This window comes from Cognatishimia sp., assembly GCF_049116455.1.
Taxonomy (GTDB): Bacteria; Pseudomonadota; Alphaproteobacteria; order Rhodobacterales; family Rhodobacteraceae; genus Cognatishimia.
The window spans coordinates 81594-96722 of record NZ_JAGDYW010000005.1 but is presented as its reverse complement, the minus strand read 5'-3'; the positions used below and the strand labels follow the sequence as shown (position 1 = coordinate 96722).

At 53.2% G+C, this 15129-nt stretch carries 19 protein-coding genes; 5 read left to right on the top strand and 14 right to left on the bottom strand.

From position 1 onward, the window contains the following. Positions 1-34: 34 nt before the first annotated feature. The 5 genes from JXQ85_RS12430 to guaA form a co-directional block, all read right to left on the bottom strand. Positions 35-913, bottom strand: coding sequence for a DMT family transporter (locus JXQ85_RS12430; RefSeq protein ID WP_421749254.1), 879 nt, complete (start codon positions 911-913; stop codon positions 35-37). A gap of 51 nt (positions 914-964) precedes the next feature. Next, positions 965-1870 carry an NAD-dependent epimerase/dehydratase family protein gene (locus JXQ85_RS12425; RefSeq protein ID WP_421749253.1) on the bottom strand — a complete coding sequence of 302 codons (906 nt, stop codon included), beginning with the start codon at positions 1868-1870 and terminating at the stop codon, positions 965-967. Positions 1871-1927: 57 nt separating this feature from the next. Next, positions 1928-2206, bottom strand: a complete 279-nt coding sequence (locus JXQ85_RS12420) for a putative quinol monooxygenase (RefSeq protein WP_421749252.1) — start codon at positions 2204-2206, stop codon at positions 1928-1930. A 10-nt stretch (positions 2207-2216) separates the two neighbouring features. Continuing rightward, positions 2217-2852 carry a YdcF family protein gene (locus JXQ85_RS12415; protein WP_421749251.1) on the bottom strand — a complete coding sequence of 212 codons (636 nt, stop codon included), beginning with the start codon at positions 2850-2852 and terminating at the stop codon, positions 2217-2219. 71 nt (positions 2853-2923) lie between these two features. Then, entirely contained in the window at positions 2924-4483 is a 1560-nt protein-coding gene (guaA, locus tag JXQ85_RS12410) for a glutamine-hydrolyzing GMP synthase (RefSeq protein WP_421749250.1), read from the bottom strand. Between the two features lie 157 nt (positions 4484-4640). On the opposite strand from guaA, the gene JXQ85_RS12405 reads away from it, so the two are divergent. Continuing rightward, the gene (locus tag JXQ85_RS12405; RefSeq protein ID WP_421749249.1) at positions 4641-5444 is read left to right on the top strand and encodes a GMP synthase; all 804 of its coding nucleotides are present in this window, start codon (positions 4641-4643) and stop codon (positions 5442-5444) included. Between the two features lie 18 nt (positions 5445-5462). Here the strand turns inward: JXQ85_RS12405 and JXQ85_RS12400 are convergent, their stop codons facing one another. Continuing rightward, the gene (locus tag JXQ85_RS12400; protein ID WP_421749248.1) at positions 5463-5759 is read right to left on the bottom strand and encodes a DUF6477 family protein; all 297 of its coding nucleotides are present in this window, start codon (positions 5757-5759) and stop codon (positions 5463-5465) included. Positions 5760-6005: 246 nt separating this feature from the next. Here JXQ85_RS12400 and JXQ85_RS12395 point away from each other — a divergent pair, with 246 nt between their 5' ends. Both JXQ85_RS12395 and JXQ85_RS12390 read left to right on the top strand, forming a co-directional pair. Beyond that, complete coding sequence (locus JXQ85_RS12395) at positions 6006-7109, top strand: DUF6456 domain-containing protein (RefSeq protein WP_421749247.1); 1104 nt, start codon at positions 6006-6008, stop codon at positions 7107-7109. Between the two features lie 93 nt (positions 7110-7202). Then, on the top strand, positions 7203-7457 hold the full coding sequence (locus JXQ85_RS12390; protein WP_421749246.1) for a glutaredoxin family protein: 255 nt from the start codon (positions 7203-7205) through the stop codon (positions 7455-7457). Positions 7458-7513: 56 nt separating this feature from the next. Here the strand turns inward: JXQ85_RS12390 and JXQ85_RS12385 are convergent, their stop codons facing one another. Beyond that, a complete protein-coding gene (locus JXQ85_RS12385; RefSeq protein ID WP_421749245.1) occupies positions 7514-8062 on the bottom strand; it encodes a peroxiredoxin in 549 nt (182 codons plus the stop codon). Positions 8063-8295: 233 nt separating this feature from the next. Between JXQ85_RS12385 and lipA the strand changes: the two genes are divergently transcribed. Continuing rightward, a complete protein-coding gene (gene lipA / locus JXQ85_RS12380; RefSeq protein WP_421749244.1) occupies positions 8296-9246 on the top strand; it encodes a lipoyl synthase in 951 nt (316 codons plus the stop codon). A gap of 57 nt (positions 9247-9303) precedes the next feature. Here the strand turns inward: lipA and JXQ85_RS12375 are convergent, their stop codons facing one another. From JXQ85_RS12375 to hpt, 4 genes are all read right to left on the bottom strand, one after another. After that, a complete protein-coding gene (locus JXQ85_RS12375; RefSeq protein WP_421749243.1) occupies positions 9304-10194 on the bottom strand; it encodes a c-type cytochrome in 891 nt (296 codons plus the stop codon). 12 nt (positions 10195-10206) lie between these two features. After that, positions 10207-10671: a c-type cytochrome gene (locus JXQ85_RS12370; RefSeq protein ID WP_421749242.1), complete on the bottom strand. Its 465-nt coding sequence runs from the start codon at positions 10669-10671 to the stop codon at positions 10207-10209. Positions 10672-10778: 107 nt separating this feature from the next. Beyond that, on the bottom strand, positions 10779-10958 hold the full coding sequence (locus tag JXQ85_RS12365; protein ID WP_421749241.1) for a hypothetical protein: 180 nt from the start codon (positions 10956-10958) through the stop codon (positions 10779-10781). Further along, positions 10955-11494, bottom strand: coding sequence for a hypoxanthine phosphoribosyltransferase (hpt, locus tag JXQ85_RS12360; protein WP_421749240.1), 540 nt, complete (start codon positions 11492-11494; stop codon positions 10955-10957). The genes JXQ85_RS12365 and hpt overlap by 4 nt, the downstream gene beginning before the upstream one ends. A gap of 77 nt (positions 11495-11571) precedes the next feature. Here hpt and JXQ85_RS12355 point away from each other — a divergent pair, with 77 nt between their 5' ends. After that, positions 11572-12021 carry a type II toxin-antitoxin system RatA family toxin gene (locus tag JXQ85_RS12355; RefSeq protein WP_421749239.1) on the top strand — a complete coding sequence of 150 codons (450 nt, stop codon included), beginning with the start codon at positions 11572-11574 and terminating at the stop codon, positions 12019-12021. A gap of 52 nt (positions 12022-12073) precedes the next feature. Here the strand turns inward: JXQ85_RS12355 and JXQ85_RS12350 are convergent, their stop codons facing one another. The 3 genes from JXQ85_RS12350 to JXQ85_RS12340 all read right to left on the bottom strand — a co-directional run bounded on the left by JXQ85_RS12350 (position 12074) and on the right by JXQ85_RS12340 (position 15051). Further along, complete coding sequence (locus JXQ85_RS12350) at positions 12074-13135, bottom strand: aquaporin (protein ID WP_421749238.1); 1062 nt, start codon at positions 13133-13135, stop codon at positions 12074-12076. Between the two features lie 142 nt (positions 13136-13277). After that, positions 13278-13724 (bottom strand): universal stress protein, encoded by a 447-nt coding sequence (locus JXQ85_RS12345; RefSeq protein WP_421749237.1) that lies wholly within the window; start codon positions 13722-13724, stop codon positions 13278-13280. Between the two features lie 145 nt (positions 13725-13869). Then, positions 13870-15051: an ammonium transporter gene (locus tag JXQ85_RS12340; RefSeq protein WP_421749236.1), complete on the bottom strand. Its 1182-nt coding sequence runs from the start codon at positions 15049-15051 to the stop codon at positions 13870-13872. Between the last annotated feature and the right edge of the window lie 78 nt (positions 15052-15129).

The window sequence follows — 15129 nt, the reverse complement described above, 5'->3', positions numbered from 1 at the left end:
AGTCAATGGTTGACCAAGGGTAAGACTTACCAGTTTACCGCGAAGTTATGTTCTGACTGGATTTCATTTCTGACAGTATATTCAGATAGTTACCGCCAAATATGAAAACTGCCCCTAAAAGAACCACCGCATCCAGCGGCTCTGAATAGAGCAGCGCGCCCACCACCGCTATGGCCGGAAGACGCACGAAATCGATCGGAGCGCAGACTGAAGCGGGCGCCAGTTGCAGCGCTTTTGAGATGCAAAGATGGGCCACGAGACCGGTGATCGTGATCACACTCATTGGCAGGAGCATCGCAGCGGATGGCCAGGTGAGGTCACCGTCATAGGCTGCAAAGACAAGGCCCAGAACGGTTTGCATAAGCAACATTTGCAACAGGATCGCATAGATACTTTCATGCATCAGAAGTTTCTTGGTGTAGATATAGGTCAGTGCGAAACCAATCGCACAGCCAAGGGCGGCATAGGTGCCTGCCCCAAGAGGAACCGTCCCAGGACGCGCGACGATCAGAATACCCAAGAAGGCAATTAAGGCGGCGATTAGACCAGCTGGCCTTAAAGGATTTCCCAAAAAAAACGGTGCCAGTAGGATCACCCAAATTGGCGTGGTAAACTCCAGCGCAAATAGCTGAGCCAGCGGCAGCAATGTCAGGGCGTAGAACCACAGGTTCTGCCCCATAAAGTGAAACAGATTTCGCAAAGCATGCAGCTTGATGTGCCGGCCAGAAATATCTGCCCAGCGGCCAAAATAGCTGATCACCACGGCCATGATCATAGCGCCACATGCGCTGCGGTAGGTCATGATCTCAAACGTATCGAGTTCCGCACTGGCAGCGCGGCCAGCCACAGCCATTGCCATGAACGACAGGATTGCACCGCTCATCCAGAGCGCAGCTTTGACATAGGTATGCATGAAAGTCCTTTCCGGCGGAGATTGGACCAGAAAACTTTGCGAGCAAAGATGTTATTTTACAGGAACGCAGCGTCTCAAGGCTTCATTCGCCGTCAAAGGCGGGGTCCAGCCACAATCCGTAGGTGCGAATTGCAGGGATTCGTAAAGCTGCTCGTAGAGGTATGGGCGACGCACCAAATTGGCGGCCCCTCGCATCAAACCCTTTGGAACCGTAAACAGCCGCTGTGATTTGCCCATGGCTTTGCGAAGTTCTGTGCAAATGCGTGTCGTGCCAAGGTCATCATGGTCGGTGGTAAGGATCAGTTCTGGCGTGGCCTCAGATTGCAGGCAATGGCGGATCAGATCAGCCAAGTTTTGTACGGCCATCATGCTGCGACGATTGCCGGCATAGTTAAAGGGCAGGGGATAGCGACTTGCGCAGAGACGCATTAACTTGCGCCAAAGACCGGGCGCATGGGGGCCATAGACCATCGGCACACGCAGGATTGTGGTCCGCATGGGGCTGGCTTGCAAAATAGCCTCAGCTTCCAGTTTTGCCTGACCATAGGCGGTGTTTGGAGCAGTTGGATGATCAAGTGCGATCACCTGATCAGACTGCTCCAATCCATAGACGGCAACTGTGGACAGAAAAACAAAATGCTGAACGCCTGCGACCTCGGCTTGGCGCAGCAACTCGGCTGTCCCGTCACGATTGGCTTTCAAATGATCTTCACGTTCAGTTTTAGGGTCTTCTTTGCCATGCACCCGCGCTGCGCAATGCACAACGGCCTTCGCACCTTTTAAAACGTTAGACAGATCGCCCATATCTGACAGATCAAAGCCGTGCACCAAACCTTTGGTCGGTTTGCGGCACAGTCCGACCGGATATTCCCCTGCTTCGACAAGGGTCCGCATGACATGTGTTCCAACAAAACCAGAGGCGCCTGTGACGACAATATGAGGTGGTTTTTCGGTCATGTTGGCTCCGGGTGTCTTTGGCATGTTCATAAGCAAAAAGACCGAAAGGCCATAGGCTTAATCTGCAATATCTTCGATCTTAAAGTTTCGAGGGATGCCTTTGGTGATCTCTGCCCAAGGTGATGCCCCGGCGCGCGCCTGATGAAATTCAAAGGCGGCTTTGTCTACAAAGGTTTCTGAGATCTCGTAGCGATGCGGTACGGTTGGGTTTTCTGTGACATGAAACGTCAAGTTACCCGGCTCTGCGCGCGTCAAAGCGATATGCTCGGGCAGGGCTGCCGCGACATCGGCGTAACGTTCTGCGGGGACGTCGATATATCCAGTTAGACGGATCATTTTGGTGCTCCTAATACAGCCAGATATCGTCCTGTTTGCCAAAGAGCGAGGCCGTTGACCAGAGGGAGGCTCGGCCAATGTTGAACCAGATGGCGATGGCTTCGCGCGGGATCATCGTCCACCCCGCGGCACTATGGCTGTGACGGCGGATGCGCTCTGACGCAAAGAGGCTCATGTCGCGGCCACCAAACCACCAAAAAGACGCCCAGCTACGTGGAAGGTGAAACGCCTCGGTAACTAAAATCAAGTCATTGGACTGCCGAAGCAGCGGGAGTGTGAAGAGAGCGTTTTGCAACGTGGATTGCGAGGCGGATTCGGTGACGATGGCCTTAGCCGGCACGCCCATTGTTTTCGCCAACGTAGCCATTTGTTCACCGGCTGCGGGTCCATTGGGAATGCCTCTGCCGCCTGAGAAGGCAATGATTGGTGCACGCTGAGCATGATAGAGCGCCACGCAGGTCTCAACGCGCTTAATTGTGGGCGGGTGCAATGTGCCATCGTCAGACATGCCACCGCCAAGACAGATAATTGCGCTGGCTTTGTCGACTTTGGTAACGTCTTGGGTGGGCCAAAGATAGGTCCATGCGGTGACAGACAGCAGTGTCACAAGACCAAGGATCAATACGATCTTCAAGCTACCCCACATGTCAAACCCTTTCAGCGTCACCTATACTCAGAAACAAACAAAGCCCCGAAGGGCTTTGCTGAATGGTTTTCTTATTCCCACTCGATCGTGCCCGGAGGCTTCGAGGTGATGTCATAAGTACAACGGTTGATGCCTTTGACTTCGTTGATGATCCGGGTCGCTGTCTCACCAAGGAACTCATGGGTGAAAGGATAGTAGTCCGCTGTCATACCATCCACCGAATTCACGGCACGCATTGCACATGCGTAGTCATAGGTCCGGCCATCGCCCATCACGCCCACTGTTTTCACAGGAAGGATCGCAACAAAGGCCTGCCAGATTTCATCATAGAGGCCATGCTTGCGAATTTGGTCGATATAAACCGCATCTGCTTCGCGTAGGATTTCCAGCTTTTCACGCGTGATCTCACCTGGGCAGCGGATCGCAAGACCTGGTCCTGGGAAGGGGTGGCGACCGATGAAGGATTGGGGCAATCCCAACTCGCGGCCCAAGGCGCGCACTTCGTCTTTGAAAAGTTCACGCAGAGGCTCAACCAGTTTCAGGCCCATCTTTTCTGGCAAGCCACCCACATTGTGGTGCGACTTGATGGTCACCGAAGGACCACCAGAGAAGGACACGGATTCAATCACATCAGGGTACAAGGTGCCTTGTGCCAAGAATTCAGCGCCTTCGATCTCATTGGCGTATTTCTGGAACACGTCAATAAACAGCTTACCAATGATCTTGCGCTTAGTTTCTGGATCAGACTGGCCTTCCAGCTCGCCCAAGAACAGATCGCTTTCATCAGCGGCAATCAGTTTGATGTTATAGTTGTCGCGGAACATAGAGACGACTTCTTTCGCCTCGTCCTTACGCAGCAACCCGTGATCCACAAATACACAGGTCAGCTGATCGCCAATGGCTTCGTGAATGAGGATCGCAGCCACAGAGCTATCAACACCACCAGAGAGGCCACAGATCACTTGCTTATCGCCAACCTGCTCGCGGATCTTTTCAATCATGATCTCGCGGTAAGCGCCCATAGTCCAATCGCCTTTAAAGCCTGCAAGCTTGACGAAGTTCTCATAGAGCTTGGCACCATTTGGTGTGTGATGCACTTCTGGGTGGAATTGCACCGCATAGAAGTGACGAGAGACATCAGCGGTAATCGCATAAGGCGCATTAGGGGAGGTCCCATAGACCTCAAAACCCGGCGCGATCTGCGATACGTGGTCCCCGTGGGACATCCAGACCTGTTCGTCGCCATCCGCGAACCAACCATCCAGAATGTCGAGCTTGTTCTGAGGGGTCACATAGGCGCGGCCAAATTCGGCTGTGCCATGCCCGCTATCCACTTTGCCGCCCAGCTGGGTCATCATGGTCTGCTGACCATAGCAAATACCAAGGATAGGTACACCCAGGTCAAAAATCTCTTGCGGCGCACGCGGAGAGCCTTCGCGGGTCACGCTGTCTGGGCCACCAGAGAAGATAACCGCCTTAGGGGCCATCTCGCGCACGAAATCCATCGTGACGTTCTGATAAGGGTGAATTTCACAGTAGACGTTCAGCTCGCGAAGGCGACGCGCAATCAGCTGCGTAACCTGGCTGCCGAAGTCGATGATGAGGAGGCGGTCATGGGATGTCTCTGTCATGGTCGCTGACTAGGGCCAGAAAGCGATTTGCGCAAGCCTCTATAGGGTATTTCAAGCCTTGGGAGGCCAGAAAAAACCACTGTCACAAATGCGCTGGGCTCCTGTGGTAGTCTATTCGCACTTTATTTGACCAAAGATTTAAGAATGGGAGATTGAAATGCCAAAGTTTGAACATGCCCATGCGCGGATTGCCGTTTGGAACCTTGCCGGGTTCGGCGGGATATCGGATGCACGTAAAGCCCAGCAGATCGAAGGGCTTGCCATGCTCGATGCAGAGCTTGTCACCCTCGTAGAAGTGAACCCCGTGAGCTATCTGGATGAGCTGATTACAGGTCTGGCTGATATAGGGCTGTCTTATGAGAAAACCATCCTGCCGCAAGATCATGGAAGCTTGCATATTGGCTTTCTTCATAAGAGCGGCATGGAGGTTAAGAACCCTCGGTTCATAGTTGGGTCAGAGGGGGACTACGCGAATGGGCGTAAGGCCATCGTTGTTGACGTGAAATGCGGTAAATTTTCTGCTGTGTTGATCGGAGTGCACCTGAAGTCGGGACGTGATCGCGATGAACAGAAACTACGCGATAGCCAATGCAAGGTGATCGGGGATTACATCAAGACCCTGCGGGAAACTCCGGGCTTTAAGACCAAGACCATTCTGCTGATGGGGGATTTCAATATGATCCCCGGTCAGGATGTCAGCAATTTCCACCATTTGGGTGGCGATGACCTGATGGATTTTGTCAGCAACTGGGATCTTCAAGATCGTTTCTCTCATATTCTGGACAAAGGGCGTGCCAATCTGCTGGACGGCTTTGCGGTCTCGCGCACCTATTCCACCGATTACATTCGCGGTAGTCTTAGACTGTTCCCGATGCACTGGAGCCTCGATAAGGGGCGGGAATGGTTCAAAGATGAAGTCAGCGACCATTTGCCCTTTGTCGCGAACTTCAAGATTTACTGATTTAGGGGCTTGGGCACGTCAGGATCGAGACTGGCGTGCCTCGGATAGCAACCGAACCTCTGCGATCAAAGCAATCAGAACATCCAGATGATCGGACAGCGCATAGCCAGCACCTTTGGCGCGGCGGCGGTCTTCGAAGTCGCGTTCAAGTTCTATCAGATTAAATATCGCTTCGCTGTGCCGAGAGACCTTCTTGCCGGGTAAAACCCGCGGCAGATGCGTGTCTCGTCGGTACTTGCCTGCAGCGGCCTTGGCCGTACGCACCAAGAGTTTTGGGCGGTTCAATTGAGCAGCTAATTCCAAGACATCAAGCATGACATTCTCCTTCTTTGGGTGAATTTCAAAGGAGCATCGCACAACTTTAAGGGGTGTTGCGTCCAGTCCGCACGCAGCGCGCTGGGCGTTTCATAACTGTTTAAGATTTGGAAACACACTGGATTTCACCAACCGATGATCCCTCGGTGCGCCCCGAATTTCTAGGTAGAGTTCTAGGTTTTCAATCTGAATTGGGTGAACATCTAAGGATTAATGAACCGTACCAGAGACCGACTGGGGGGAAGAATGAAAAAACACTGGCAGGAAGATCCAGCGCTAAACCGAGTTCCAAATTGGGTTCCAAACTTCGCTGTACGTTACCTTGCACATACAGAAAAAGGCATATCAATCAGGGAACTGGCAAGGCATTCTCAGGTGCATGCCTCCACCGTGATGCGCCAAATCAGACGCGTGGAGACCAAGCGCGATGATCCATTGATCGATGAAGCTTTAGCGCAACTGGGAGAGATCGTTTCCGATCCTACCTGCAATAATCCGAAACTGGAGGCAGATGTGATGAAGCAGCAAACCGTTAACCCATCCCTGAATGATCAATCCTTAAAGAAAGCCGCAGGAACTGTCTTGCAAGGGTTGAGTGTACCAGGCGCGGTTCTGGCCTTCGCCAAGGATATGGAGAAGGCCGTTGTGGTGCGCGACCTGCCAGATGGATCCACCCGACGCACAGCCGTTGTGGACCGCCCAGTGGCACAGGCCATGGCATTGAAGGATTGGATCAGTTGCAAATCTCCGGGGCGGATATCTCGCTACCAAATCACCGCCAGCGGACGCGCTGAGTTGGCAAAGATTCTGGCGGATGCAAGTAATTCTGCCACGGGATTTGCCGAGGCGCAGGCCGGGTTTGAAGTGGAAACATTGGGCAAGGTGGCGGCCTCCGGCGCGCGCCGTGTGCGATTTTCGACCCATGAAAATCCTGTTGCAGTGTTAGCACGCCGCAAAGACAAAGATGGACAACCTTTTTTAGCGACGGAGCTTGTGGCTGCATCAGAACGGTTACGCGAAGATTTCGAACTCAGTCAGTTGGGCACGGCAGTTACGCAGAATTGGGATCGGTTCCTAACAGCGGGTGCAACCAGCAGCGTAGGGGCAGGGCTTGGTTACGGCCATAGTCAAGATGCCAATGATCGGTTGCAAGCCGCATTGGGAATGCTCGGGGAGGGGCTGTCTGATGTCGCCCTTCGGTGTTGTTGTCACCAAGAAGGCATGGAAAGCGTTGAAAAGCGTCTTGGCTGGCCGGCGCGGTCCGGCAAAGTGGTGCTGCGGATCGCATTGATTAAACTGCGCGAGTACTACAACGGCCTGCCTTCTGATGCGCATGACATGATTGGGTGAGTATTACAGAAGGGCACGGAAACGTGACGGTCTGGGGCTTGAGATGTTTCAGAAGGCTTCCTTTATTCAGCAGAACTGAAAAAGGAGACACCGATGGCACACGCCGTTTTATACCGGATGGAATTGCCCAAATACACCTGCGGCTACGGCACCGCCGCGCGCGATCTATTGCGTGGCTCCGGCATGACATTTGACGAACACATCCTGCGCACGCGCCGAGAAACCGATGCATTTAAAGACAAGCATAACGTCACAACGACGCCGTTGATCTTTATCGATGGTCAGAAAGTCGGCGGCTACACGGATCTTAAGAAATACCTGAAATCGCAAAAGAAAAAGCGAAAATGAAAAAGACCCGGCGAGATCACTCAGCCGGGTCTTCTATTTAAAGCTTATCGCCAGTCTTATGCGACAGCTTCTGCTTTTACCGCTTTTAGCACCTTCAGAACGTTTTCTGGGGAGCTTTCGCCATATGGATCTTCTGGGTGGTTGTCATCACGACCTGGCTCTTCAAAGAAGGATTCAACAACACCGTTGTTGATCACAGCTGCGTAGCGCCAAGAGCGCATGCCAAAGCCTACATTGTCTTTGTCGACCAGCATGCCAACTTTACGTGTGAACTCGCCAGAACCGTCTGGGATCACTTTGACGTTTTTGATGCCCTGAGCTTCGGCCCATTTGTTCATCACAAAGCTGTCGTTGACGGACATGCAGTAGATTTCGTCGATGCCTTCAGCTTGGAAATCAGCAAAGCCGTTTTCGAAACCTGGCAGCTGGTATGTGGAGCATGTCGGTGTGAATGCGCCTGGCAGTGAGAACAGAACAACGCGCTTATTCGCGAAGTAGTCATCTGTGCTCATGTCTTGCCAGCGGAATGGGTTCGGGCCTTCGATGCTTTCGTCGCGAACGCGCGTGCGGAAGGTCACTTTAGGTAGGTTTTGGCCTGCAAACATAGTTTGGTCCTCAATGTTCGGGTTGAACTCGGAAAGCGATTTAAAATGATTCTAAAGAACGGGCAACGCTGGATTTGCTTGGGATCTGTTGAAGTTGTCATCCGACGGAAAAATGCGTGGATTTTCACCGGTGATCCTTGAAAACGCATAACAGCATTGCATCTCTGGTACTGGTCAGCTTCTGTCGCTATGTTAGCCTGAATTGACGCAAACCACATCGCAAGGATACGCGCGTGCGAGACCTGAAGATCCCAGAACAGCGCCACCCGGAAAAGGCGCACCGCCCGGACAATGCCCAGCCGAAGAAACCCAAGTGGATCCGCGTGAAAGCGCCGACCGGCGAGGGCTATAACGCTACCAAAAAGATCATGCGTGAAAACAAGCTGGTGACAGTTTGTGAAGAGGCGGGCTGTCCGAATGCTGGCGAATGCTGGAGCCAGGGCCACGCCACCATGATGATCATGGGTGATATCTGTACGCGCGGTTGTACCTTCTGTAATATCGCGACCGGTCGTCCTGACACCTTGGATGCGTTTGAGCCGGGCCGCGTGGCCGATGCAGTTCAGAAGCTGGGTCTCAATCACGTGGTCATCACTTCGGTGGACCGTGACGATCTGAAAGATGGTGGGGCCGAGCATTTCGCGCAGACCATTCGCGCCGTACGTCACCGATCGCCAAAAACCACAATCGAAATTCTGACACCGGACTTCTTGAAATGCGACGATAGCGTTTTGGAAACTGTTGTCGAAGCCAAGCCTGACGTCTTTAACCACAACCTTGAAACCGTGCCGGGGCTTTATCCTGAGGTCCGTCCGGGTGCGCGCTATTTCCATAGCCTGCGCCTGTTGCAGCGTGTGAAAGAACTGGATCCATCGATCTTTACCAAATCCGGCATCATGGTCGGATTGGGTGAAGACCGTCAGTCAGTGCTGCAGGTCATGGATGACGCCCGCGCGGCGGATGTGGATTTCCTGACCATTGGTCAGTACCTGCAGCCTACGCCAAAACACCACGGCGTAGACCGTTTTGTGACGCCGGAAGAGTTTGAAAGCTATGAAAAAGCTGCCTTTGGTAAAGGCTTTTTAATGGTCTCAGCCACACCTCTGACGCGCAGTTCTTACCATGCAGGTGACGACTTTGCGAAACTGCGTGCCAACCGTATGGCCAAGCTCGGTCAGGGCTAAGAACTTGCGAATTTGAGAGTTGAACGGCGCCAACTGGCGCCGTTTTTTATTGGGGTTCTATTGGGGTAATGGCGCGAGTGCTTGCAGATATGCTGCGATCGCCAGACGATCGTCGGGTGTCAATTGTGCCATGTTCTCAACAACATGCGCCATTGGCCCGCCTGCGCTGTCAAAATCTGGCGTGAACCCGGTTTCTAAATAATAGGCGACATCCTCTGGTGACCAATCCAGTCCGGCTGGGGTGATCCCCGGCACCTCGCCTTCACCCGGTAAAAACGCACCGGTCAGCCATGCAGTTCGATCAAGCCCACCTAAAGCATTGCGTGGCGTGTGGCATTCGCCACAATGGGCTTGGGCTTCTACCAGATAGCGCCCACGGATCAGCTCTGGCGTATCTGCATCCTGTAAAACCCAATCATTGCCTGCAAAGAGTAATTTCCAGCCGCCAAGCGTGCGGCGGATATTGAATGGAAAACCAACCTCATGCGCTTGGCTTGGTGTGTCGTTGATGGGCAGAGTGTCCATAAAGGCTTTCAGGTCTGCAATGTCCTGTTCGGTCATCTGCGCATATGCCGTGTAAGGAAAGACGGGGAAGTAGTGTTTACCATCCGGTGACACCCCGCGCTGAACGGCGTTGGCAAATTCAGGCAGAGTCCAATCTCCGATCCCATGCTCCACGCTGGGCGAGATATTGGGGGCTAAGAACGTACCGAAATCTGACGGGAAGCTTTGCCCGCCGGCCAAGATGGGTGTTTGTGAAAAGTCAGCCTTAGGTTCGGTGTGGCACGAGGCACAGCCCGAGGCGTGAAACACCGTTGCACCACGTGTTGTGTCGCCGGTCAGGCCCACAAATCGCGCTTCATCCACCCCACGCGGGATGGTGATGACATAGAAAGCCGCAAGGCCCGCAAGCCCCATGACGATGAGGAAACGAAAAAGGCGGGCCATTGCGATGATCTCTTACTTACCGCGGAAGGCTTTGTGGCAAGAGCCACATGCGCCGCCAACCGGGCCCATCGCCGCTTGCAGAGACGCCAGATCTTTGCCTGCAGCGTCTGCCATCGCATTGGCAGCGTCGCTCATTGCTTTGGAGTTTTCGATAACAGCAGGGAAGGTTGTCCAGATTTCCGCCTTGGCGCGCGTATTTTCCGCGCTGTCCATGTCAGAGCCCTGTGGCCAAAGCGTCATCGCGTCCAGATTTGCGACCGCTTTCAGGTTGTTGGCTGCAGCAGAAGCCGCCGCCGCGTCATATTCAACTTCGCCTTTCGCCATGGCGCCCAGAATGCCCAGATTGTGGGAATAAAGTTGCATCTGACCTTGGCGGGCTTTGATTGCACCTTGGATGGCTTTGTCTGCGTGACCTGCCGCAAAGGCGGATCCTGCAACCGTGATGGCGAGGACGGCGGTCATAATACGGCGTTTCATGGCTTTCTCCCTAAAATCGTTATTCTATGACGTCACCTTACCCCGACTTTTGTAAAATCGAAGTGTCGAGACCTAGAAAATTGTCACATTTAGTTGAAGACAGCCCTTTAGCGCAGGCCTTTATTTCCGATTTTCTCGGCGGTCAGCGCTTCGGGCCAGCCGAAATACTGTTCAAATCCATATAAGATGGCGGTGCAAACCACTGCAAAAATGACAATCTGGATACGCCGTTTAGAGGGCGGGTTGCGCGCCCAAAGCGCCATTTTCATCAACCAACGCGGGTTCATTCGACAAACCGAACTTTGCCAATAAACGGCAGGTTGCGATTGCGCTGCGCATAGTCGATGCCATAGCCGACAACAAATTCATCAGGGATTTCAAAACCAATCCAATCGGCACGCACTTCAGCCTCGCGGCGGCTCGGTTTATCCAGTAAGGCAATGGTTTTCATCTTGCGCGGAGAGCGGCTTTCCAGAAGGTGTTTCACCTGATGCAGGGTGTGGCCAGTGTCGACGATGTCCTCGACCACAAGGACATCACGTCCTTCAATCTCGCCACGCAAGTCTTTGAGAATGCGCACTTCTCGACTGCTTTCCATAGCATTGCCATAAGAAGACGCCTCAAGGAAATCGACCTCGACGGGCAGGTCCAATTCGCGCACCAGATCGGCGATAAACACAAAGGATCCGCGCAACAGGCCAACCACGACCAATTTGTCTGTACCGCTGAATTCGCTTTGGATTTCACCACACAGCCCTTCGATCCGCGCTGCAATGCTCTTGGCTGAGATCATTTGATCGATCACATAATCTGGCTGTGTCATGCTGCCCTCTTGATTTTCCGCGCCCAGCATACGAAATGGGCGAGCACTGTCTATGACGATCCGAGCAGAAAAACCATATGCCATCACATTCAGAAACCCGGAAATTGCCCTATACGGCGCAACAGATGTACGATCTGGTGGCAGATGTTGCGGATTATCCCAAGTTTTTGCCGTGGTGCGCAGCCGCGCGTATTCGGTCTCGTACGCCCGAGGGCGATGCAGAGTTGATGCTGGCGGATTTGGTGATCTCTTTCAAAGTGTTTCGCGAACGGTTCGGATCGAAAGTCCTGTTGCATCCGGACCAGAAAAGTATCGATTCTGAATATTTGGATGGGCCCTTTAAATTTCTCAAATCCACATGGGATTTCAAGGATGTAGAGGGCGGATGTGAAGTATCATTTTATGTCGATTTTGAATTCAAAAATGCGATCTTACAGGGCATTATCGGTGTGGTGTTCAATGAAGCCATGCAGCGTATTGTGAAGGCGTTTGAGAAGCGTGCTGCAGACCTTTACGGCACGGTTTAAGCAAAGCGCAGTTGCCAATCTAAATGTTAGATCGGCAACCGCAGGCGTTTGATTATTTGCCAGCTAAAGACTTGGCTTGTTCCACCCAATTGTCGCGTGTGACGCGCCCTTTGAAGCCTTCTAGATTTTCATCAACCCACATGACTTCAGAAGGTGTCCAGGCTGCAACTTGGTCAAAGTGGTAAAACCCTAAGCGATGCAACAGTTTTTCCATTGCAGGGCCAACGCCGTTGATTTGCTTCAGATCATCGGCTGCGCCGCCGCGTGGCCCGGACAGACTGGCCGGTTTTTCACCTGTGCCTGTTGTGTCTGATGCCATCGCGGATGTCGCCCGACATGCTGCTAAATCTGCGGCAAGCTGATCGCGCTCTTGTTTCAAAGCATTGCACTCTGCGTGCAGGGCGGTCTGATCATCAGATGGCGACGTATCTTCGTCTTCGACTGTCAGAAGGTCTGATTTAAACAGCCAGCCCGCTGCAAGCGCGCCCAAAACTGGGGCAACAATGAACATTGGCAGCTGTGCGATAGACCACCAGCCCGAAAATAACGCAGGCCCAATTGAGCGTGCTGGGTTCACGGAGACGCCGGTGATGTTGATCCCAACCAAATGAATGACCACAAGCGTTAAGCCAATCGCCAGGCCTGCGATCGCAGCAGGGGCTGACGCGCTTGTCGCGCCAAGGATGACCACCATAAAGAGGAAGGTCGCCACAAACTCGAACACAAAGGCAGAAAAGAACCCATATTCGCCAAGATATCCTTCACCCCAGCCGTTCTGACCAAGTCCATTTTCGGACACGGAATAATCAGCCGTCCCATTTGCAATGATCAGCAAGACCAAGGCAGCCACCACAGCGCCTGCAATCTGCGCGATGATGTATTTGACGGCCTCTGACATCTCCATACGGCCAGCCGCCACCATACCCAGTGAAACCGCCGGGTTAATATGGCAACCCGACACAGCGCCGATGCCATAGGCCATACCAATCAACGCGAGCCCAAAGGCAAAGCTAATCCCGGTGAAGCCAATCTCTGCGCCAGCGATAACCGCGGCCCCGCAGCCCAACAGAACCAATGTGAACGTGCCGATGAATTCGGCAACCTGCTTACTCATTATACCATTCCCTTACTGACCGCCGCTCCCTTTATGCGGCGCACCCACCCTAGGAAGTCAGTGGGTAGAGAATAGGGGAAAGGCGAGCGGTTCTACTCATTTCCGCGCTTTGGAAACAGGGTGCAGCAGTTTTTTTCGCCACCTAAATGACGGTAAGGCAAGCGCAATTGGCCTTATGGGCTACGCCTTGCGCGGTACTGCCATGAATAAGCGTTTCAATACTTCCCAATCCCCGTCGTCCAGTGACAATCAAATCAGCATCGCAAGCTTCGGCGCAGGCAATGATTTCATCCACTGGATTACCTCGGCGTTGATGCGTTTCAGTGATGTCTTGACCAAATTCCTGGGCAATGGCCTTGCCAGTGTTGATGACCTTTTGCGCAGCCGCCACGACTTCTGCATCAGAAGGCATTGTGGTGACGGCATGATAGCCGGTAACTGCGCCCATCGCGAAAGCTACGGTTTGCGGTTGGGGTGTATGAACTAGATAAATCTTGGACCCACTGGCGTGTGCCAGATCACAGGCGGCTCTCAGGGCGTTTTCAGAAGTTTCGGAGCCATCTAAACCAACAACAATCTTCTTGAACATTGTAGTACTCCTAATGTGATTATCTGTTCAGCTTAGGAATTCTGGCATTTTCACGCCTTGATACACATCAATGTCTTGAGGTCGGCCGCTCGCAAGAAAAAAGGGCGACCCGAAGGCCGCCCAAATCTAAAGTATGTGAAGCTGCTTACGAGCTCACGTCGTAGGCACGCTCGCCGTGTACCGCGAGGTCCAGACCGTTGGTTTCGGTTTCTTCGTCAACACGTAGAGGAGTGATCGCTTTCACCACGTAGATCAGAACCAAAGTCACAACCACAGTGAAGACACCAACGATCACCAGCGAACCCAGCTGAGCCGCCCAAGCGCCTGCACCAAAGACAGCGATCATGATTGTGCCAAAGATACCGCCAACACCATGGACTGCGAATACGTCCAATGTGTCATCGATTTTCAGACCGTTGCGGATCAGGTTCACAGCTTCCTGACAGAGGACACCTGCGACCGCACCGATGATCAGTGCTTCAACCGGACCAACAAAGCCAGAGGCTGGAGTGATGGATGCCAGACCAGCAATCGTACCGGTGACCAGACCCACCAAAGACGCTTTACCGTATTTGATCTTTTCCCAAACAGCCCAGGTCAAAGACGCGGTTGCCGCAGAGATATGTGTGACGGTCAATGCCATCGCTGCGCCGCCATCTGCTGCCAGCTGAGAACCGCCATTAAAGCCAAACCAGCCAACCCAAAGCATCGCTGCACCGATCATGACCATCCAAGGCGCATGTGGCGGGGTGTTTTTGTTTTTGCGTGGGCCAAGCACGACAGCCAACAAGAGTGCCGCCAGGCCTGCGGTCTCGTGAACCACAATACCGCCAGCAAAGTCACGTACACCGGTTTCACCAAAGATGCCGCCGTCAGCCAAGAAGCCACCGCCCCAAACCCAGTGAACAACCGGTGCGTAGCACAGCAGCATCCACAGAGCAGAGAAAAGCATCACAAAGCCAAATCCGATGCGCTCAACATAGGCACCAACGATCAGCGCTGGGGTGATGATGGCGAATGTCATTTGGAAGGCAAAGAACAGTACTTCAGGCAGGGTGCCCGACAGCGTGTCAGCGGTGATGCCCGATAAGAACATCTTGTCCAGACCGCCCCAATAGCCAGAGGTGCCGCTGCCAAATGCGATGGAGTAGCCAAAGACCAGCCACAAGACGCTCATCAAGCACGCGATGGCGTAGCAGTGCATAAAGACGCTCAGCACGTTGCGCGCGCGCACAAGGCCACCATAAAACAAAGCCAGACCCGGTAAGGTCATAAACAGCACCAGGGCTGTGGCAACGATAATCCAAGCGGTATCCGCTCCGTTCATTGTCCCGTTCCTTCTTAGAAGTGTTCCGTTGCAAGCGGTCAAAGCGGAAGTCGGGTGCAAAACAAAGCAGCAAGCAGT